The following is a 20,216-nucleotide window of genomic DNA, read 5'->3' as shown; positions in this document are numbered from 1 at the left end:
CAAACGCCGGCACTGCGCCGGCGTTTTTTATTATTCAATCAATGTGTTAGTCAGTAAACGATCGCGACAACCCGTTTTTTAAATTCTGCCCTTAACGCTATTCTGACAAATCGTTATTTTTTTAAGAATCTTCGTATGGAAATAATAATCGAATAATAGAATTCAACGGTTTGTTGTTAATAACATTCTGTCGGTCGAGCGGTTTCACTTTTTTATTATAAAAAACCAATAAAAAAGCACGCCGGCGGCGTGCTTTGGGGGGATGAGGCCGCGCTTATTGCGGGTAAGGCACCCAGTCACCGCCGTTCAGGCGAATGTAGGGCTTGCCCTGATACTGCATCACAATGGCGTTGTCGTTTTCGGAGATGACCGGGGTCTGCGGCAGCCCCTGGGTCAGCGCCTGCCAGTCGACGCTGGATTCGCTGAAGACCTTGCCGTCCACCAGGCGCGACACCAGTTCAGACAGCGCCAGATAGCTGCTCGGCGTTTTGATCTGCAGCGGGCTGCCCTGATGCGGCGCCTTCATCCCAATCAGTTTGATGCCGACCGGCGTATGGGTGATGTTCGGGCTGGGAATATCGCGCAGGCCGGACATCTGCATCTTGTCGCCCACCAACGCCGCGCCGTGCTCCGGCACGATCACCACCACCACTTTGCGGCCGGATTTCTCCAGCTGGTCAAGGAAGGTGTTCAGCTGATCGAACAGTTTCTGCGCGCGCGGTTGATAGTCGGCGCTCTTGCTGGAGCCGACGAAGCGGTTGCCGTCGTGCAGCGGAATGATGTTGAAGAAGGTGGCGGTGCGGCCGTCACCGCCTTTTTGCTGTTGATCCAGCCAGCGGGTCAGCAATTCGAGATCGTTATAAATCGGCTCGCCGTCGAACGAGGTCAGCTCGTTGCCGATGCCGGCCTGCGACATCAGCGGTGCCTGCATGTCGCCCTGTTCACGCAGTTCTTTCAGGAAGTTGCCGAATACCCCGGAGTGATCGAGCATCAGCTGTTCCTTGAAGCCGAGCTTCGCCAGGTTGTCGAACAGGTAACACTGCTGGTTCACCGGTTGATACAGGTCGTGATGCGAAAGCTGGCCGCAGCTGGCGCGCAGCAGGCGTATGGCCGCCGGGCCGCTGTAGGCGGTGGCCGAGTTGAAGCTGTCGAACATGATGTCCATCTTCGACCACAGCGGGTGATTCTGCAGGTTGACCGCCTCCATATCGGCCCAGGCCAGCGAACAGATGTTGATCACCAGCAGATCGAACGGCTGGGCGTCGGCGGGCAAGGTGGCCGGGAACGCGGTGGCGCGGCCTTTTTCCCGCTCGTAGAACTGATTCAGGTAGGCCGTCAGATTGGCGCTGGTCGGCGGCAGGCTGTCTGCCGGGGCAGCATCCCCTGCCGCTGGCACCGACGTGGCCGGCGTATTGGCGCCGCCGGCCGAGGCCGTGGAAGTGGCGGGCAGCAGTGAGACCGCCGGCCCGGCGATGTTGACGATATTGAGCCACACCAGCGCCGCCACGGTGAACACCGTGACGCGCACCCACTGCGCGACGAACAGATAGGCGATAAGCAGCACGAAGGCCGCGCCGACCATCTGCCAGTTGATAAAGCGGTTGATCAGCTCCAGCAGATACTGGGCGCTGAAGCCGGCCAGCTGCGAGCCCTGGCTGAGAATGCTGTTGATGCCCGGCAGCCAGGTGTCGTGGTAGAACAGCGCAATGCCGATCGGGATAGCGAGGTAATGGCGCCAACGGTGCAGGCGCGGCGATGGGATCGGCATCAGCAGAAATGCCATGAACACCAGGTTCGGCAGCGCGTGGAAATTCAGGTAGCCGAACCACAGCAGGGCGAATTTGGCCAGAAAGTAGAGGTTCCAGCCGCCCAGCCCGCGCCAGTAGCGCCACAGAGCGTTATCGGATTGCGTCTTCGAGTTTGGATTCATGGCTGCTTCTTACGTTTAATCTGAGATGAGGAGCCTGTGCGCACCCACAAACCGGCGGATTTCAAATAGCGCGGCGATAACAACAGGTTTTGCCAGTATTGACGCAAATGCGGAAAACGCCGGTGAAAGGCGTAGCCCAGCGGAATGAAGATCAGCGCGCACAGCAGGATCAGTTGCACGATGTCGTTAAGGTTCAGCATGCGGTTCCTCCTGCGGGCCGAGCGGCAGCGTGAAGGCGACCGGCTGCCGCCGTTCTGTGGGCACCTCGGCCGCTTTCACGCTGGGGCGCGGCGCGGCGCCGGCGGTGCCGGTGGCCGAAATCTGCCAGCGCCCCTGGGCCATGCGTTTGATTTCCGAAATGATATCGACGTCCTGGTGCCACACCACCCGGTTACTGAAGGCTTCATCCACCGGCAGGCGGAAGATGAACTTCAGCGCGGTATCCAAATCGTTGATGCGGCAGGTGGAGAGGAACAGCACCAGCCGCCCCTGCACGACGGTCATCACGTCGCCGAAGCGCCGCAGGTGGCACAGGGTCATCGCTTGTTCGGCGCGCAGGCCGGTGGCCGGCCGCAGCGCCACCATCACCCCTTTGCCGTCCTCGGGCAGCAGCGTGTTGCCCATCAGCGACAGCACCGCCTGGCTGAACGGTTCCGGCCGCATATAGCCTTTGAGCTGCAGCGGGCGCAAGCCGGCCAGCAGCGCATCGATGTCGGCGGGGACATGGCGCGAGAAGCGCTGCCCCTGAATGCCTTCGAGCATGGTCAGAAAACGCGACAGCGGCGCGACGTGCGGTACGATCAGGTTGGCGCCGCAGGCCAGCAGCAGCCGCTCGTCGCTGTAGCGCAGGCTGGCGCTCATCTCGCGCACCGCGATTTTCAAGCCGTTGCCGCGGCTGCGGCGCAGGGTGTGGATTTGGTGCGCCAGGTGATCGATTTGGTCGCTTTGGTACAGCGCGAAAATCAACGTCGCCGAGAGTCTCAGCATGCCGTGCTGCGCCAGTTCGTCGTTGCTCTCCAGCAGCTGCCAGTTGGCGGACAGCGGCGGCGCGCCTTCCAGGATGCTGCGCTCGGCCAGATACAGGCCTTCGTCGCTGCGCAAGGCGGTGGGGGAGGGTTGGCTATTTTCATCCTCACCCTGCCAGCCGCCTTCCGCGGCGTACAGCGTCAGCAGCTGATTGGCATTGATGCCGTTTTCGGTGCTCCACCAGTTAACCAGATACTGCGCGCTGTCCTGCTGCCATTGCAGGCTGGACAGGCCGTTCAGGATGCGATGCTGCGCGCTGAGCTGCCCCTTGAGCTTATTGATGCCGCCGCCGTGGCTGAGGATCAACAGCGTACACCCCTGCCGCCGCAGCCAGGCGGCGAGGGTACGGGTCCACTCGCGCAGCTCTTCGGTGGTGAAGGTTTGCCACAGGCTGGCGTGGGCCAGCAGGATAAGTAAGCGATTTTGCGGCCGCAGGGCGCGCATCAGATCGTCGCTCAGCTGCGTCAGCGCGGCTTTTTTCTCCGGTAATTGATACAGCGGCAGCTTCTGCAAAGCAGGCGAAGCCAGCTCGGCCAGCAGGCGATCGGGTTTATCGCCGCTGCAGATCAGGGCGACTTTATGGGTGGCCGGCTGGGCGGCGATGACCTGGCGACACAGCAGCGCGGCGTCGCTTTGCCTGTCGATATTGATCCAATAAAGCCCGGGGGCCTGCATCACCGACAGCTCTTCCCAAATCTGCCGAATGCCTAGAGAAAAAGAGTGCGCCATAGGATGTGTTCTACTTTCGTTGAAAGCCGACTAAAGGCGTTTATATTTAAAGATAGCCATTTTTACTCTGGCAATAACAAATATCCGACGCTCTGCAAAAATATTTGTTGAGAATCATCTTATTGCCTCTCTCTTTTTGTATCGTTGCTATAGTTAATTAACATAGCCTATTTTCGCCAAGGCGGAAGAATGAATAACGCACCCACCCATTTTCGTGCAGCGGCACCTGGGGAGAGCCAGGATGACCTGCAGGCGCTCAGCCAGGCTTTTTCATTGCCGAAATTAAGCTATGTCGATATTTCGCGGCAGGAGCGGTTAACGCAAATGATGACGCGCTGGCCGTTGTTGGCCGAATTGGCGCAGACCACGGGGAGCCACTGATCTATGCCGGTGATCGCGCTGCAAGGGTTGCGGGGTGGAATGGGGACGACGTCGGTCACGGCGGCGCTCGCCTGGGCGTTGCAGCAGCTGGGTGAGTCGGTGTTGGCGATCGATTTCACGCCGGACAATCTGCTGCGCCTGCATTTCAACACGCCGTTCGAGCTGGCGCGTGGCTGGGCCCGCGCGGAGCGGGACGGCGGGCGCTGGCAGGAAGGGGCGCTGCGTTACTGTGAAAACCTCGACTTTCTGCCCTTTGGCCGCCTGAATGCAGCGGAACGGCTGGAAGTGCAGCGCCAGTGTCAGCAACAGCCGGAACGCTGGCGCGACAATGTGCGCCAGCTGATCGCCGGCGATCCGCTGCGCTGGATCCTGCTGGATGTTCCGGTCGGGGACGGCGTGCTGGCGCAGCAGGCGCTGCAGCTTGCCGACAGCGTGTTCGTGCTGTTGAACCCCGACGCCAACTGCCAGGTACGGCTCCATCAGCAGACGCTGCCGAACGACTGCCGTTTCCTGGTCAATCACTACTCCTCCGCCAGCCAGCTGCAGCAGGATCTGCATCAGCTGTGGCTGCAAACGCTGAGCGGCCTGTTGCCGGTGGTGATCCATCGCGACGAAGCGTTGGCGGAAGCGCTGGCGGTCAAGCAGCCGTTGGGCGAGTACCGCCCCGAGAGTCTGGCGGCGGATGAAGTGCTGACGCTGGCCAACTGGTGCCTGATCAACCTCAAGCGGGGCGTTGCGCCATGAGCCGGGTGCTGAGCCTGCTGCTGGTGCCGCCGGTGCGTCAGGCGGTGCAGACGCGCTACCGCGGCTATCGGCGCAACGGCGCGTCGGCGCTAACCGCCTTTTTCGCCACGCTGCTGGTGGCGTTGGGCTGGCTGCTGCTGCGCTTCGAATCGCCGGCCTGGCAGCGCGTGCGCGCCGGCCGCGCTTATTGGTTCCCGCATCTGTCCGCCGACCGCCCGCGCCCGGCGGATGCGCTGCGTTATCTGCTGCAGGGGCTGTGGCTGCTGCTGTTTCGCAGCGGCCGCGCGCCGGTGCAGCGCGACTATTTCGCCGGTTGGCGCCGCCTGCAGCAGCGCTATGCCGACTGGCTGCAGGGCCTGCCGCAACGGCTGAAGAACGCCGGCGTGGAGCAGCGTTCGGTGGAGCGCCTCGGCCGCATGAGCCGCGGCATGCGGCGCGCGCTGTTTATTCTGGTCAGCGTGCTGGCGGCGATCCTCGCCATGCTGTGCATCTCGCAACCGTTCGATCTGCCGGCGCAGTTCGTGTTCGTTCTGCTGCTGTGGGGGATCGCGATGGTGGTGCGCCGGGTGCCGGGGCGCCTGCCGGGGTTGATGCTGATCGTGCTGTCGCTGACCGTATCCTGTCGCTACCTGTGGTGGCGCTATACCGCTACGCTGAACTGGGACGATCCGCTCAGCCTGGTGTGCGGCCTGTTGCTGCTGGTGGCGGAAACCTACGCCTGTGTGGTGCTGGTGCTGGGCTATTTCCAGACCGTCTGGCCGCTTAACCGGCAACCGGTACCGTTGCCCGCCGATAGCGCCACCTGGCCGACTATCGATCTGATGGTGCCGACTTACAACGAAGATCTCGGGGTGGTGAAGCCCACCATCTACGCGGCGCTGGGCATCGACTGGCCGAAAGAGAAGGTGAACATCTATATCCTCGATGACGGCAACCGTCCCGAATTCCGGGCGTTCGCTGACGAAGTGGGGGTGAAATACATCGCCAGGCCGACCCACGAACACGCCAAGGCCGGCAACATCAACAATGCGCTGAAGCAGGCCACCGGCGAGTTCGTGGCGATTTTCGACTGCGACCACGTGCCGACGCGCTCCTTCCTGCAGCTGACCATGGGCTGGTTCTTCAAAGACAAAAAGCTGGCGATGCTGCAAACCCCGCACCACTTCTTCTCGCCGGATCCGTTCGAGCGCAACCTCGGCCGCTTCCGCCAAACGCCCAATGAGGGCACCTTGTTCTACGGGCTGGTGCAGGACGGCAACGACATGTGGGACGCCACCTTCTTCTGCGGCTCTTGCGCCATCCTGCGCCGCAGCGCGCTGGACGAGATCGGCGGCATCGCGGTGGAAACCGTCACCGAAGACGCCCACACCTCGCTGCGCTTGCACCGGCGCGGGCACACCTCGGCCTACATCCGCATTCCGCAGGCCGCCGGGCTGGCGACCGAGAGCCTGTCGGCGCACATCGGCCAGCGGATTCGCTGGGCGCGCGGCATGGTGCAGATCTTCCGGCTGGACAACCCGCTGCTGGGCAAGGGACTGAAACTGGCGCAGCGCCTGTGCTACGCCAACGCCATGCTGCACTTCCTGTCGGGCATTCCGCGGCTGATCTTCCTCACCGCGCCGCTGGCGTTTTTGCTGCTGCATGCCTACATCATCTTCGCGCCGGCGCTGGCGATCGCGCTTTATGTGCTGCCGCACATGATCCACGCCAGCCTGACCAACTCACGTATCCAGGGGAAATACCGCCATTCGTTCTGGAGCGAAATCTATGAAACGGTGCTGGCCTGGTATATCGCGCGGCCGACGACGGTGGCGCTGTTCAATCCGCACAAGGGCAAATTCAACGTCACCGCCAAGGGCGGGCTGGTGGAGGAGGAGCACGTCGACTGGGTGATCACCCGGCCTTACATGTTCCTGGTGATCCTGAACCTGGCCGGGCTGGCGTTCGGCGTCTGGCGGTTGGCCTATGGCCCGACGGACGAGGTGATGACGGTGATCATCAGCCTGGTATGGGTGCTGTACAACATGACGATTCTCGGCGGCGCGGTGGCGGTGGCGGTGGAGGCCAAGCAAGTGCGTCAGGCGCACCGCGTGGAAATCGCCATGCCGGCGGCGATTGCGCGTGCCGACGGCCATCTGTATCCCTGCACGCTGCGCGATTACTCCGACGGCGGCGTGGGCATCGAGATGCGGGTGGAAAACGCGTTGAAAGACGGCGACAAAGCCTCGCTGCTGCTCAAGCGCGGCCAGCAGGAGTACAGCTTCCCCTGCGTGGTGACGCGCGCCTTCGGCAACAAGGTGGGGGTGCGCCTGGTCGACCTCTCCACCCGTGAACACATCGATTTCATTCAGTGCACCTTCGCCCGCGCTGATACCTGGGCGCTGTGGCAGGACGGGTTCCCTGAAGACCGGCCGATCGAAAGCCTGCGCGACGTGCTAGCGCTGGGCTTTCGGGGGTATGTGCGCATGGCGGACTACGCGCCGCCGCTGGTGCGCGGTCTGCTGGTCGGGGTCACTTCGCTGACCGCCTGGGTAGTGTCGTTTATTCCGCGCGGCGTCGGCAGGGATCCGACCTTGGGTCAACAAGAAACAGTGGGTTAGCTGCGAGTTCAACCGCCCGCTCACTCGCCCGGTGAACAGGCTCCAACATTGATGATGATACGATGACGAGAAAAATAACCTGGTTAACTGCTCTGGCCTTAGGCATCAGCACCCTGTCGCAGGCCGAAACCGCCACCGCGCCGACCGCGCCACCGCCGGCCGCCGCGCCGCAGGATCCGAATGCGCCGGTGCGCGACGTGTCGCTGCCGTTTGCGCAGATAGCGCCGCCGCCGGGCACCTTTGTTCTGCGCGGCACCCGGCCGGACGGGCAGATCGAATTCGGCGTGCGCAGCGATGAGGTGGTCTCGCAGGCGATGCTCGATATGGAGTTTACGCCGTCGCCGGCGCTGATCCCGGTGGAGTCGCACGTCAAGGTCTACCTGAACGACGAGCTGATGGGGGTGACCACGATCGCCAAGGAGCAACTGGGCAAGCCCAATCGCATCCAGATGGCGATCGATCCGCGCTATATCACCGATTTTAACCGCGTCCGGCTGGTGTTCGTCGGCCATTATCAGAACATCTGCGAAAACCCGGCCAGCACCTCGCTGTGGCTTGACGTCAGTAAATCGAGCGCGTTGAAGCTGCGTTTCCAGACGCTGCCGGTGAAAAACGAGCTGTCGCACTTCCCTGAGCCGTTCTTCGACAGCCGCGATAATCGGCCGCTGACGCTGCCGATGGTGTTCGCCGGCCAGCCGGATCTCGCCCAGCAGCGCGCGGCGGGCATTCTGGCTTCCTGGTTCGGCAGCAAGGCGCAGTGGCGCGGGCAATCCTTCCCGACGCTGTACAACGCGCTGCCGACGCAGCACGCGGTGGTGTTCGCCACCAACCAGCAGCGCCCGGATTTCCTGCGCGATTATCCGGCGGTCAACGGCCCGACGGTGGAGATGATCAGCCACCCCGATAACCCGTACGTTAAACTGCTGCTGATTCAGGGGCGTGACGACAACGATTTGATCACCGCGGTGAAGGGCATCGCGCAGGGCAACATCCTGTTCCGCGGCCAGAACGTGACGGTGGACAAGGTGGAACAGCTCGCGCCGCGCCAGCCTTACGACGCGCCGAACTGGGTGCGCACCGATCGGCCGATGACCTTCGCCGAGCTGCAGCAATACGCCGAGCAGCTGCAAACCAGCGGCATCGAACCCGGCCCGATCTCGCTGACCATGAACCTGCCGCCGGATCTGTTCCTGATCCGCAGCACCGGCATCGACATGCACCTGAAATACCGTTATACCGCGCCGCGCATTCAGGACGGTTCGCGGCTGAGCGTCAGTCTGAACAACCAGTTCGTGCAGGCTTACTCGCTGGTGCCGGAACACGAACAGGGCGCACAGCTGCTGCGCCTGCCGCTGACGCAGGGGCTGCTCGATTCCGACAAAAACGTCAGCATTCCGGCGCTGCGGCTCGGGGCCACCAACCAGCTGCGCTTTGACTTCGATTACACCACGCTGCTGGCCAGCGGCGCGGAAGGGCGCTGCGAAACCTACTCCTTCACGCAAAATCACGCGGTGATCGACGGTGCGTCCACCATCGATTTCTCCGGCTACCGCCACTTTATGGCGATGCCGGACCTGCGCGCCTTCGCCAACGCCGGCTTCCCGTTCAGCCGTCTGGCGGATCTGTCGCAAACGCTGGTGTTGGTGAACCAGAAACCGCAGCCGGCGCAGGTCAGCGCGCTGCTGAACGCGCTGGGGGTGATCGGCGCGCAAACCGGCTACCCTGCGCTGGCCTTCACGCTCAGCGACGACTGGTCGCAGGCCAAGGATCGCGACGACGATATCCTGATGGTCGGCACCATCCCGCCGGAGCTGCGCGACGACAAGAAAATCAGCCTGCTGGTGGACGCGACCCAAAGCTGGGTGAAACAGCCGACGCGGCAGCCGCCGCTGCCCAGCGCGGAAGTGCTGGCGGAAGATACCAAACCGGACAGCAAGACCAGCGTCAGCTCCGAGGGGGCGATGTCGGCGATCATCGGCGTGCAGTCGCCGTTCAACGACCAGCGCAGCATCGTGGCGCTGCTGGCGGACAGCCCGCGCGGCTATGAGCTGCTGAACGATGCCCTGCTGGACAGCGGCAAGCGCGCCGCGGTGTTCGGCTCGGTGGCGGTGATCCGCGAATCGGGGGTCAATAGCCTGCGCGTCGGCGATATTTACTATGTCGGCCACCTGCCGTGGTGGGAGCGGCTGTGGTATGCCCTGTCCACCCATCCGGTGCTGCTGGCGGTGATCGCGGTAGTGCTGGTGGTGATCCTGGGGCTGATGCTGTGGCGCGGCCTGAAGGCCTTCAGCCGGCGTCGTCTGGCGCCTGAAGATCGGGATTGACGGCGGTGAGCGCGATGCTGCAACGCCTGTCGCTCGGCATGCTGCTGCTGTGCGCGTTCAGCGCGGCGGCGGCCTGCGAGTGGCCGGGCTGGCAACAGTACAAGCAGTACTACATCAGCCCGCAGGGGCGGGTGATCGATCCGAGCAGCTCGAACAAAATCACCACCTCAGAGGGACAGAGTTACGGCCTGTTCTTCGCCCTGGTGGCCAACGACCGGCCGACTTTCGATCGGCTGCTGGCCTGGACGGAGAACAACCTGGCGGCGGGCGATCTCAGCGCCCGTTTGCCCGCCTGGCTGTGGGGCGAGAGCGACGACAAGCAGTGGAAGGTGCTGGACGCCAACTCAGCGTCGGATGCCGATCTGTGGATCGCTTATAACCTGCTCGAAGCCGGCCGCCTGTGGAAAAGCCGGCGTTATCAAACCCTGGGGACGCTGCTGCTGCAACGCATCGGCCGTGAGGAAGTGGCCGACATTCCCGGCCTGGGCCTGATGCTGTTGCCGGGCAAAGTCGGGTTCGTGGCGGAAGATCGCTGGCGGCTGAACCCCAGCTACCTGCCGCCGCAGCTGCTGGCGCGTTTTGCGGCGCTGAACGGCCCGTGGCGCGCGATGCGCCAGGTCAATCAGCGGCTGTGGCTGGACACCGCGCCGCACGGCTTCTCGCCGGACTGGGTGGTGTGGCGGGTCGGTGCCGGCTGGCAGCCGGATACCGTCAAGCCGAACGTCGGCAGCTACGACGCCATTCGGGTTTATCTGTGGGCCGGCATGCTGGCGGACGACGATGAGCATAAGGCGGCGCTGCTCGAACGCTTCCAGCCGATGGCGCAGCTCACCGCCAAACAGGGCGTGCCGCCGGAAAAAACCGATACCGCCAGCGGCAAAACCACCGGCACCGGCCCGGTCGGCTTTTCTGCCTCGATGCTGCCGATGTTGGCGACGCAGGCCGAGGCGCTGACGACACAGCGGCAACGCATCAGCGAACATCCGCCGGGTGACGACGCCTATTTCAGCGCCTCGCTGACGCTGTTCGGTCAGGGGTGGGATCAACAACGTTATCGCTTTAATCGTCAGGGTGAATTGCAACCCTCGTGGGACGGCCAATGCACAACTTCAAAATAAACTGGCTGAATTTGATTCCGCTGAGTCTGGCGATGTTGCCACAGGCACGTGCCGCGGAGGCCGTGGCCCCGGAGCAGTGGCTGCTGGAACAGGTGCGTATTGGCGAGGCCGGCAACAAGGACGATCTGGTGCGCCAGTCGCTGTACCGGCTCGAGCTGATGGATCCGAACAACCCGGACGTGATCGCCGCGCGCATGCGTTTGGCGCTGCGGCAGGGCAACATGGCGCTGGCACAGCAGCAGTTGGATAAGCTGAAAACCCTCGCGCCGCAGTCCAGCGCCTATCGCCAGGCGCAAATGAACATGCTGCTGACGCAGCCGGAAACCCGGCAAAAGCTGCAGCAGGCCCGCCTGATGGCGACCGCCGGCCGGTTGCCGGAGGCCAAGGCGCAGTACGATGCGCTGTTCCACGGCGAGCCGCCGACGCTCGATCTGGCGGTAGAGTATTGGCGGCTGGTGGCGCGTTTGCCGGGGCAGGAGGCGAAGGCGTTGAAGCAACTGCAGGCGCTGGATCAGCAATATTCCGGCAACGTGGCGCTGCGTATGTCGCTGGCGCGCATGCTGTTCAGTCAGAACCAGGACGCGCAGGCCTATGAGCTGCTGCAGAAGATCGCCGCCGATCCGGCCGGGCGCGGCGATGCCGCCGATCTGTGGCTGGACAAGGTCAAAGCGATGCCGGTCAGCGCGCAAAGCGTGGCGGCGCTCAACCGCTTCCTCGGCGTGTTCGACACCGGCGATCAGGCGACCAGCGCCCGCGAAGAGCTGGCCAGACAGCAGAAACTGTTGGCCGATCCGGCGTATCAGGCACGGGTACGCGGCTTGGCACAGGTGGATAAAGGCGGCAGCCGGGCGGCCATTCCGGAGTTGCAAAAGGCGTTGGCGGCGACGCCGAACGACGCCGAGGTGCTGGGCGCGCTCGGCCAGGCCTATTCGCGCGCCGGCAACCGCCCGCAGGCGCTGAAACTGTTCCGCCAGGCGCTGGCCGCCGACAAGAACGGCTACGACAGCGGCAAGTGGCAAAGCCTGATCAAGAGCACCGGCTACTGGCTGGCGATCGACGAAGGCGACAAGGCGCTGAAGGCCGGCAATCTCGCGCTGGCCAGGCAGAAATACCAGCAGGCGCGCCAGCTCGACGACAGCGACGGCGATGCGTTTATCGGCCTGGGCGATGTGGCGGTGGCGGGCAAGGATGACGCCGCGGCGGAAGGATTTTATCAGCAGGCGCTGCGGCGCGACCCCGGCAACGGCAGCGCGCTGCGCGGCCTGGTGAATCTCTATCAACGGCAGTCGCCGGAAAAAGCGCTGGCCTACCTCAACGGCCTGCCGCGCAGCCAACAGGCCAAGCTGCGTAGCACCCTCGACGGGCTGCGGCTCGATATGTTGAAACAGCAGGCGGAGGCGCTGGCGGCGCAGCAGCAGTGGCAGCAGGCGGCGGAAATCTATCGCCGCGCTCAGCCGATGGATCCCGACGATGTCTGGCTGACCTATCGTTACGCGCAGGCGCTGCGTCAGGCCGGGCAGCCGCAGCAGGCGGACGCTCTGTTCCGGCAGCTGGCGCAGCGTCAGCGCGCCAATCCGCAGTTGGCCTATGCCTATGCGCTCTACCTTTCCGGCAACGATCGCGACGACCAGGCGCTGGCGCAGCTCAATACGCTGCCTGCGGCGCAGTGGAACGACAACATGCGCGAACTGGCGCAGCGGCTGAAAATGCAGGCGGTGATCGCGCAGGCCGAACGGCTGCGGGCGGCCGGCGACGAACCGGCGGCGGAAGCCTATCTGCGCCGGCAGCCGGCGGACACCCGCATCGATTTACTGCTGGCCGACTGGGCGCTGGCGCGCGGGGAGTATGCGGCGGCGCTGGAGGATTATCAGCGGGTGAAACGGCGCGAACCGAACAACCCGGATGCGCAACTGGGCGAGATCGAAGCCTATGTCGCGCAAGGGGATTTGGACGCGGCGCGCCAGCGGCTGAAAACCGAACCGCAGCCGCAAGACGCTTCGCTCAATAGCCAACGGCGGGTGGCCAACGCCTGGGGGGCGGTCGGCGATCCGCAGCAGGCTGACGCGCTCTTCAGCCGGCTGAAAACGGCGGCGGCCTCGGAGCCCGTGGGGCAGACCAAGGCGCTGATCTACCGCGACGCCGCCCGTCTGGAACAGGCGCAGCGGCAGCCGGAGCGGGCGCAGCAGGACTACCGCCAGGCGATGGTGGCTGGCGGCATCACACCGACGCTGCCGCAGGACAATGACAGCTACACCTATTTGACGCGCAATAACCCGAGCGACGACTGGCTGAAACGCGGCATCCGCTCCGACGCCGCGGATCTGTATCGGCAGCAAGACGTGAACGTCACGCTCGATCACGATTACTGGCGCTCGAGCGGCACCGGCGGCATTTCCGACTTCAACGCGCACGACACCATGCTGCAGGTGGACATGCCGCTCTATGACGGGCGCGCCTTCTTGCGCACCGACACCGTGCAGCTGGACGCCGGCCGCTTCTCGACCGACGGCAGCGGCAAATACTACGAGACCTTCGGCACCTGCAATACGCAAGGGTGCCGTGGCGATGAACACCAGAAAACCACCGGCACCAGCGTGGCGGCCGGCTGGAAAAACGACCGCTGGGCCGCCGACATCGGCACGACGCCGATGGGCTTTGAGGTGGTCGACTGGACCGGCGGCCTGGCCTACAGCGGCGACTGGAACCACATCGGTTGGACGCTGGCGGCCTCGCGGCGGCCGATCTCCAGCTCGCTGCTGGCGTTCGGCGGTGCCAAAGATCCGAACACCGGCACCACCTGGGGCGGCGTGCGCGCCACCGGCGTCAGCCTGAGCGCGAGCTACGATCGCGGCGAGGCGAACGGCGTGTGGGCCGATCTCAGCGCGCACCAGATTACCGGCAAGAACGTGGCGGACAACCAGCGGCAGCGGTTGATGGCCGGCTACTACTACAAGCTGATCAACGAAGACAATCGCCGTCTGAGCGTCGGGCTCAATACCATGCTGTGGCACTACCAGAAGGATTTGAGCGGCTACTCGCTGGGGCAGGGCGGCTATTACAGCCCGCAGCAATATCTGTCGCTGTCGCTGCCGGTCAACTATCGCCAGCGCACCGAGAACTGGTCGTGGGAGCTGGGCGGTTCGGTTTCGCTGTCCCATTCGAAAACCGACAGCCAGCGCCGCTATCCGCTGCAGGGGCTGATCCCGGATTCACTGCCCGATAAGTTCGCCGTCGAGGACGGCAGCGCCTCGAGCGGCGTCGGTTATACGCTGCGGGCGATCGTCGAACGCCGCCTCAGCTCGCACTGGACGCTCGGCGCCGGCATCGACATTCAGCAGGCGAAGGACTATACGCCGAGCCACGCGTTGATTTACCTGCGTTATTCCCTGGCCGGCTGGCAGGGCGATCTCGATTTGCCGCCGCAACCGCTGACGCCTTACGCCGACTTCAAGTAACCGGGAGGGGAAAGATTCGGAGTGTCGGACACCGGGGAGTTTTGTTACCCTGTGTCCGGGTCGCGTTTGTTCGCTTTAGGAAAAGACTGAAACCCGCGATTTTCTTGGCTTTGCCTGCGGCATAGCCAGATTAAAACAGCCGATGATCGAGTATACTCAGCCCGGTTCGAGGGGGCGGGTGAGAGTCAGCCCCCTTTTTGTTTCAGCCCGATTTCACGGAGAGCAGGTTTGCGGGTCAGGCGTTCGTTAACGATTAAGCAGATGGCGACGGTGTCCGGCGTGGCGCTGGTCACGATCTGTATCTTTATCGTGATCCAGTTATTCCACTTTGTGCAGCAGCGCAGGGATGACTACGCCCAGCAACTGGAGAATATCGCTCATTCCGTGCGCCAGCCGTTGGCGGAAGCGGTGCTGCGCATGGACGTGCCGGAAGCCAAAAAGGTGCTGAATACGCTGCTGCCGGTCGGCATTTTGAGCCGGGCGGATATCGTCTTGCCGAACGAGTTTCAGGCGCTGCACGCCAATTTCCCGCCTGAGAGGCCGGTGCCGACGCTGATCGCCCGGCTGTTTGAACTGCCGATCCAAATTTCCGTACCGCTCTATTCGCTGGAGCGGGTGCCGGCCAACCAGCAGCCGCTGGCCTATCTGGTGCTGCAGGCCGACTCGTTCCGCATGTACCAGTTTATCCTCAGTATTTTGTCGACCATGTTGTCGACCTACCTGCTGCTGGCGCTGATCCTGTCGGTGGCCATCACCTGGTGCATGAACCGGCTGATGGTGCATCCGCTGCGCGCGATGGCCAAGGAGCTGGAAAACATCTCGCAGGACGAAGCGCCCTATCACCAGCTGATGCTGCCGGCGCTGCACCAGGACGACGAGCTCGGCCTGTTGGTGCGCAACTACAACCGCAATCAACAGACGCTGGCCAAGGCGCATGCCGACATGAGCCGCCTCAGCACCCGCCATCCGGTGACCGAACTGCCGAATCCGGCGTTGCTGAACGCGTTGCTGGAACAGCATATCGCTTCCAGCCTGCGCCCCGAGCGTTTTAACCTGCTGGTGATCGGCATCGAGACGCTGCATGAGGCCTCGGGCGTGATGAGCCCGGCGATGCGTGAAGCGTTGCTGTTGGCGCTGGCGAAGAAGCTGCGCGGCTGCATCGACGAAAACGGCGTGCTGGCGCAGCTGAGCAATACCGAATTCGCCATCCTGGCCAAGGGCACCGAGCGGCCGTTCCACGCCATGCAGCTGGCGCGGCGCATCATGGCGGAGATCAACGCGCCGTTGACGCTGGAGGGGCTGGCGCTGCGGCCCAACGCCAGCATCGGCATCGCGCACTACCTCAATCAGGGGGAAAGTGCGGAACAGCTGCTGCGCAGCGCCACCTCGGCGATGATGTCCGCGCACCGCGAAGGAAAAAATCAGATCCTGTTCTTCGAACCCAGCCTGACGGAACGCACGCAGAAGCGGCTGACGCAGGAGAGCGAGATCTTGCACGGCATCGAACAGCGGCATTTTACGCTGTTCCTGCAGCCGCAGATCGACATGCAGTCCAACGAGGTGATCGGCGCCGAAGCGTTGCTGCGTTGGCAGCAGTATGACGGCAGCTATACCCTGCCGGCCGACGTTATCCCGCTCGCGGAAGAACTGGGCGTGATCGTGCCCCTCGGCAACTGGGTGCTGGAAGAGTCCTGCCGTATCCTGGCGGACTGGCAGCAACGCGGCATTGAGCTGCCGCTGGCGGTCAACGTTTCCGGTATTCAGATGCAGGATGAGGCGTTCGTTCCGCATCTGAAAAACCTGCTGGCGCAGTATCGGATCGATCCGCGCAAGCTGCTGCTGGAGATCACCGAGACGGTACGCATCGACGATCTCGACCGTGCGCTGGCGCTGCTGCGTGAGCTGCACGATCTGGGATTGTCGATCGCGCTGGACGACTTCGGGATGGGCTACTCCAGCCTGGAGTACCTGAACCGCTTGAAATCCCTGCCGATTGACCTGATTAAAATCGACCGCAGTTTCATTCAGGGGCTGCCGGCCGACGATGCGATGGTGCGCATCGTCAGCTCGATCTCTGAAGTGCTGGCGTTGCCGGTGATGGCCGAAGGCGTGGAAAACGCCGAGCAGCGCGACTGGCTGCTGAAGCACGGCATTCGCAGCGGGCAAGGATTCCTGTTTGCCCGGCCGCTGCCGCGCGAAGCGTTCGAAGCCGAGTTTTGCCGCGCGGCGCCGTGAGCGTCGCGTTACCTTTCCGGTACTTTTCCCCGTCCGAAAATCGCCATTCTCTACCTACCTCTTTTGCGTTAGTGCAAACAAAGGCTTACGCAATTTTCAGCTTTGCACCCAGACTGACGCGTTTCAGCTCTTAAATTCACATCAACCCCGTGGGGCGGGTGCAACAAATTATTTCCATGTTGTTAAGTGGGTGTTATTTTCCGCGCAAGCGATGAACAGGCTGGATTTTTAGACTGCTGCCTGGTGCGTGTCTTCCCCTCCATAGGACGTTCATATGAAAACAACAATCTTTAAGAGCCTCTATTTTCAGGTGCTGACGGCGATCACGCTGGGTATCCTGCTTGGCCATTTCTACCCTGACCTCGGCGCCGAGATGAAACCTCTGGGCGATGGCTTCGTCAAACTGATCAAGATGATTATCGCCCCGGTGATCTTCTGCACCGTGGTGACCGGCATCGCCGGCATGGAAAGTATGAAGGCGGTGGGCCGCACCGGCGCCATCGCGCTGCTGTATTTTGAAATCGTCAGCACCATCGCGCTGATTATCGGCCTGGTGATCGTCAACCTGGTGCAACCGGGCGCCGGCATGAACGTCGATCCCGGCACGCTGGACGCCAAAGCGGTAGCGGTCTACGCCGAGCAGGCGCAGCAGCAGGGCATCATTCCGTTCCTGCTGGATATCATTCCCGGCAGCGTGATCGGCGCGTTCGCCAGCGGCAACATTCTGCAGGTGCTGCTGTTCGCGGTGCTGTTCGGCTTCGCCCTGCATCGTCTGGGGGAGAAAGGGCAGCTGATCTTCAACGTGATCGACAGCTTCTCGCGGGTGATTTTCGGCATCATCAACATGATCATGCGCCTGGCGCCGCTGGGGGCCTTCGGCGCCATGGCGTTTACCATCGGTAAATACGGCGTCGGCACCCTGGTGCAACTCGGCCAGCTGATCGTGTGCTTCTACATTACCTGTATCCTGTTCGTGGTGGTGGTGTTGGGCAGCATCGCCCGCGCCAACGGCTTCAGCATCTTCAAATTCGTCAACTACATCAAAGAAGAACTGTTGATCGTGCTGGGGACCTCGTCGTCCGAGTCCGCGCTGCCGCGCATGCTGGATAAAATGGAGAAGCTGGGCTGCAAGAAATCGGTGGTGGGCCTGGTGATCCCGACCGGGTACTCCTTTAACCTGGACGGCACGTCTATCTACCTGACCATGGCCGCGGTGTTTATCGCGCAGGCGACCAATACCCACATGGACATCATGCATCAGGTTACTCTGCTGGTGGTGCTGCTGCTTTCCTCCAAAGGGGCGGCGGGCGTGACCGGCAGCGGCTTTATCGTGCTGGCCGCCACCATCTCCGCCGTCGGCCATCTGCCGTTGGCCGGCCTGGCGCTGATCCTCGGCATCGATCGCTTCATGTCGGAAGCCCGCGCGCTGACCAACCTGGTGGGCAACGGGGTGGCGACCGTGGTGGTGGCGAAGTGGTGCGACCAACTGGATGAGAAACAGCTGAAAGACACGCTGAACAACAAAAACGCCGGCGCGGACAAAACGCAGCCTTCCGCCTGATATTGGCGGCGAATCACCGGCCGCAGCCGCGGCCGGTGAGGGAAAACCCCTGCCTCGTAACGATTTCTTGCATTAAAAACCCCGCTATCTATTATTTTTCACTCTAATGAGTGACATCCGCAAAGGCGCGCGGTCTAACACGATGGTACACTTTCTGCTTTCCGCCCCACTGTGAAACTCAGGGCGTATTTTTATGATTCCATTGAATGGAATACACGCATTTGCATAAGAAATTGGATAGTCATTAAGTAGGGGTTCACATGCAGGGCACCAGAATTCATCTTATAGTTGGTGGGCTGCTATTGGCTGCCGCCAGTAGCAGCGTGCAGGCTGAAGCACTACAACCCGATCCTGCCTGGCAGCAGGGGTCGCTGGCCAACGGGTTTTCATGGCAGATTCTCGATACGCCGCAGCGGCCAAGCGACCGCGTGGAACTGCGGCTGATCGTCAATACCGGCTCCCTGGTGGAGTCTTCGCAGCAGACCGGCTTCGCCCATCTGCTGCCGCGGCTGGCGTTGGCGCGCAGCGAAAGCTTTACCGCGCCGCAGCTGCGCGCCCTGTGGCAACAGAGCGTGGATAACGAGCGGCCGCTGCCGCCGGCGATCATCTCGTATGATTTCACCATGTATAACCTCAGCCTGCCGAACAACCGGCCCGACCTGCTGAAAGAAGCGCTGGCCTGGCTGGCGGACACCACCGGCAAACTGGCGATCGACGAGCATACGGTGCACGCGGTGATGAATTCCAGCATCAATCCGGTCGGCACTTTCCCGCCCAATACCAAAGACGCCTGGTGGCGTTATCGCCTGAAAGGCTCGACGCTGCTGGCGCACGATCCGGCGCAGCCGGCGAAACGCCCGGTCAATCTCGAGCAGCTGAAGAAATTCTATCAACAGTGGTATACCCCGGACGCCATGACGCTGTTCGTGGTCGGCAAGGTGGACAGCCGCAGCCTGGGCGAACAGATCAACAAGGCGTTCTCGCCGCTGCAGGGCAAACGTGAAACCCCGGCCCCGATGCCGACGCTGACGCCGCTGCCGCAGCAGCCGGTAAGCCTGATCAGCGAGCAGGTGAAGCAGGATACGCTGTCTATCATGTGGGATTCGCCGTGGCATCCGATTCGCGATTCGCAGAGCCTGCTCCGCTACTGGCGTGGCGATCTTGCTCGCGAGGCGCTGTTCTGGCATCTCCAGCAGACGCTGGAAAAAAGCGACCAGAAGAACCTGCATCTGGGCTTTGACTGCCGCGTGCAGTACCAGCGCGGGCAGTGCGCCATCCATCTGGATACGCCGAACAACAACCTGAACGGCAGCCTGGGCTTTATCGCCCGTGAGCTGGCCAACGTACGTGACAACGGCCTGTCCAAAGAGGAATTCGATGCATTGCTGGCGCAGAAAAACGATCAGCTGAGCAAGCTGTTCGCGACCTACGCCCGTACCGATACCGACGTGCTGATGAGCCAGCGCCTGCGTTCGCAGCAGAGCGGGGTGGTGGATATCGCGCCGGAGCTGTATCAGAAGCTGCGTCAGGAGTTCCTGTCCAGCCTGACGCTGGAGACGCTGAATCAGGCGCTGAAGCTGCAGCTTTCTCAGGAGGCGACGCTGGTGCTGATGCAGCCGAAGGGCGAGCCGGAAATGAGCATGAAGCAGCTGCAGGAAACCTATAACGGCATCATGATGCCGGCGCCGGCGGTGGTGACGGAAGAAGCCAAACCGGCAGACACCGCGGTGGCTGCGCCAGCGACGGACGCCGGCGCGCAGTAATCGCAGCAGGGGGCTCAGGCCCCCTCAGTTGCGGTACAGCACCTTGATGATGTGGTAACCGAACTGGGTTTTGACCGGGCCGTAAGGTTTGAGCAGTGGGATGCTGAACACCGCTTTATCGAACGCCGGCACCATCGCGCCCTTGTTGAATTCGCCCAGCGAGCCGCCGTTGCGTTTTGACGGGCAGCTCGAGTATTTGCGCGCCAGCGTGTCGAAGCTGACGCCGCGCTTCAGCTTGGCCAGCAGCTCGTTGGCCAGCTTTTCATTGTCTACCAGAATGTGCAGGGCGCACGCCGTTTTTGCCATGGTAATGCCTTTGTCGATGCGAAAATTGCGCTGATTATACCCGC

General features: G+C 62.6%; 13 protein-coding genes. 9 read left to right on the top strand and 4 right to left on the bottom strand.

All coding sequences use genetic code 11. From position 1 onward, the window contains the following. Positions 1-274 precede the first annotated feature (274 nt). Genes bcsG through bcsE form a run of 3 tightly spaced genes read right to left on the bottom strand, consistent with a single transcriptional unit; the run spans position 275 to position 3,685 of the window. Positions 275-1,930: a cellulose biosynthesis protein BcsG gene (gene bcsG, locus WCL58_RS19415; protein ID WP_336851492.1), complete on the bottom strand. Its 1,656-nt coding sequence runs from the start codon at positions 1,928-1,930 to the stop codon at positions 275-277. Beyond that, positions 1,927-2,130 carry a cellulose biosynthesis protein BcsF gene (gene bcsF, locus WCL58_RS19410; RefSeq protein ID WP_004934139.1) on the bottom strand — a complete coding sequence of 68 codons (204 nt, stop codon included), beginning with the start codon at positions 2,128-2,130 and terminating at the stop codon, positions 1,927-1,929. The genes bcsG and bcsF overlap by 4 nt, the downstream gene beginning before the upstream one ends. Continuing rightward, positions 2,117-3,685 carry a cellulose biosynthesis protein BcsE gene (gene bcsE / locus WCL58_RS19405; protein WP_060424247.1) on the bottom strand — a complete coding sequence of 523 codons (1,569 nt, stop codon included), beginning with the start codon at positions 3,683-3,685 and terminating at the stop codon, positions 2,117-2,119. Before bcsE ends, bcsF begins: the two co-directional genes overlap by 14 nt. A 189-nt stretch (positions 3,686-3,874) precedes the next feature. On the opposite strand from bcsE, the gene bcsR reads away from it, so the two are divergent. The 9 genes from bcsR to WCL58_RS19360 all read left to right on the top strand — a co-directional run bounded on the left by bcsR (position 3,875) and on the right by WCL58_RS19360 (position 19,866). Further along, complete coding sequence (gene bcsR, locus WCL58_RS19400) at positions 3,875-4,066, top strand: cellulose biosynthesis protein BcsR (protein WP_033649881.1); 192 nt, start codon at positions 3,875-3,877, stop codon at positions 4,064-4,066. A gap of 3 nt (positions 4,067-4,069) precedes the next feature. Next, positions 4,070-4,810: a cellulose biosynthesis protein BcsQ gene (gene bcsQ, locus WCL58_RS19395; RefSeq protein WP_087762632.1), complete on the top strand. Its 741-nt coding sequence runs from the start codon at positions 4,070-4,072 to the stop codon at positions 4,808-4,810. Beyond that, positions 4,807-7,410: a UDP-forming cellulose synthase catalytic subunit gene (gene bcsA / locus WCL58_RS19390; protein ID WP_336851491.1), complete on the top strand. Its 2,604-nt coding sequence runs from the start codon at positions 4,807-4,809 to the stop codon at positions 7,408-7,410. The genes bcsQ and bcsA overlap by 4 nt, the downstream gene beginning before the upstream one ends. 62 nt (positions 7,411-7,472) lie before the next feature. Next, positions 7,473-9,734 carry a cellulose biosynthesis cyclic di-GMP-binding regulatory protein BcsB gene (gene bcsB / locus WCL58_RS19385; protein WP_336851490.1) on the top strand — a complete coding sequence of 754 codons (2,262 nt, stop codon included), beginning with the start codon at positions 7,473-7,475 and terminating at the stop codon, positions 9,732-9,734. A gap of 5 nt (positions 9,735-9,739) precedes the next feature. Beyond that, positions 9,740-10,852, top strand: coding sequence for a cellulose synthase complex periplasmic endoglucanase BcsZ (gene bcsZ / locus WCL58_RS19380; RefSeq protein WP_100396624.1), 1,113 nt, complete (start codon positions 9,740-9,742; stop codon positions 10,850-10,852). Beyond that, positions 10,834-14,307, top strand: coding sequence for a cellulose synthase complex outer membrane protein BcsC (gene bcsC, locus WCL58_RS19375; protein ID WP_336851489.1), 3,474 nt, complete (start codon positions 10,834-10,836; stop codon positions 14,305-14,307). Before bcsZ ends, bcsC begins: the two co-directional genes overlap by 19 nt. A 228-nt stretch (positions 14,308-14,535) precedes the next feature. Beyond that, a complete protein-coding gene (gene hmsP, locus WCL58_RS19370; protein WP_038874045.1) occupies positions 14,536-16,542 on the top strand; it encodes a biofilm formation regulator HmsP in 2,007 nt (668 codons plus the stop codon). A gap of 274 nt (positions 16,543-16,816) precedes the next feature. Continuing rightward, a complete protein-coding gene (locus WCL58_RS19365; RefSeq protein ID WP_038874048.1) occupies positions 16,817-18,103 on the top strand; it encodes a dicarboxylate/amino acid:cation symporter in 1,287 nt (428 codons plus the stop codon). A gap of 260 nt (positions 18,104-18,363) precedes the next feature. Beyond that, a complete protein-coding gene (locus WCL58_RS19360) occupies positions 18,364-19,866 on the top strand; it encodes a M16 family metallopeptidase (protein ID WP_142109119.1) in 1,503 nt (500 codons plus the stop codon). 24 nt (positions 19,867-19,890) lie between these two features. Here the strand turns inward: WCL58_RS19360 and ppiC are convergent, their stop codons facing one another. Further along, positions 19,891-20,172 carry a peptidylprolyl isomerase PpiC gene (gene ppiC, locus WCL58_RS19355; RefSeq protein WP_004934175.1) on the bottom strand — a complete coding sequence of 94 codons (282 nt, stop codon included), beginning with the start codon at positions 20,170-20,172 and terminating at the stop codon, positions 19,891-19,893. Between the last annotated feature and the right edge of the window lie 44 nt (positions 20,173-20,216).

Source organism: Serratia sp. TMDUHS_CL (genome assembly GCF_037137105.1).
GTDB lineage: Bacteria > Pseudomonadota > Gammaproteobacteria > Enterobacterales > Enterobacteriaceae > Serratia > Serratia nevei.
Note: the sequence above shows the minus strand (reverse complement) of the source record. Positions and strands in the feature narration are given on the sequence as shown.

Excerpts from the sequence above, each read along its gene's own strand:
- bcsG (WP_336851492.1), bottom strand. The coding sequence starts at position 1,930 with ATGAATCCAAACTCGAAGACGCAATCCGATAACGCTCTGTGGCGCTAC.
- bcsF (WP_004934139.1), bottom strand. The coding sequence starts at position 2,130 with ATGCTGAACCTTAACGACATCGTGCAACTGATCCTGCTGTGCGCGCTG.
- bcsE (WP_060424247.1), bottom strand. The coding sequence starts at position 3,685 with ATGGCGCACTCTTTTTCTCTAGGCATTCGGCAGATTTGGGAAGAGCTG.
- bcsR (WP_033649881.1), top strand. The coding sequence starts at position 3,875 with ATGAATAACGCACCCACCCATTTTCGTGCAGCGGCACCTGGGGAGAGC.
- bcsQ (WP_087762632.1), top strand. The coding sequence starts at position 4,070 with ATGCCGGTGATCGCGCTGCAAGGGTTGCGGGGTGGAATGGGGACGACG.
- bcsA (WP_336851491.1), top strand. The coding sequence starts at position 4,807 with ATGAGCCGGGTGCTGAGCCTGCTGCTGGTGCCGCCGGTGCGTCAGGCG.
- bcsB (WP_336851490.1), top strand. The coding sequence starts at position 7,473 with ATGACGAGAAAAATAACCTGGTTAACTGCTCTGGCCTTAGGCATCAGC.
- bcsC (WP_336851489.1), top strand. The coding sequence starts at position 10,834 with ATGCACAACTTCAAAATAAACTGGCTGAATTTGATTCCGCTGAGTCTG.
- WCL58_RS19365 (WP_038874048.1), top strand. The coding sequence starts at position 16,817 with ATGAAAACAACAATCTTTAAGAGCCTCTATTTTCAGGTGCTGACGGCG.
- WCL58_RS19360 (WP_142109119.1), top strand. The coding sequence starts at position 18,364 with ATGCAGGGCACCAGAATTCATCTTATAGTTGGTGGGCTGCTATTGGCT.
- ppiC (WP_004934175.1), bottom strand. The coding sequence starts at position 20,172 with ATGGCAAAAACGGCGTGCGCCCTGCACATTCTGGTAGACAATGAAAAG.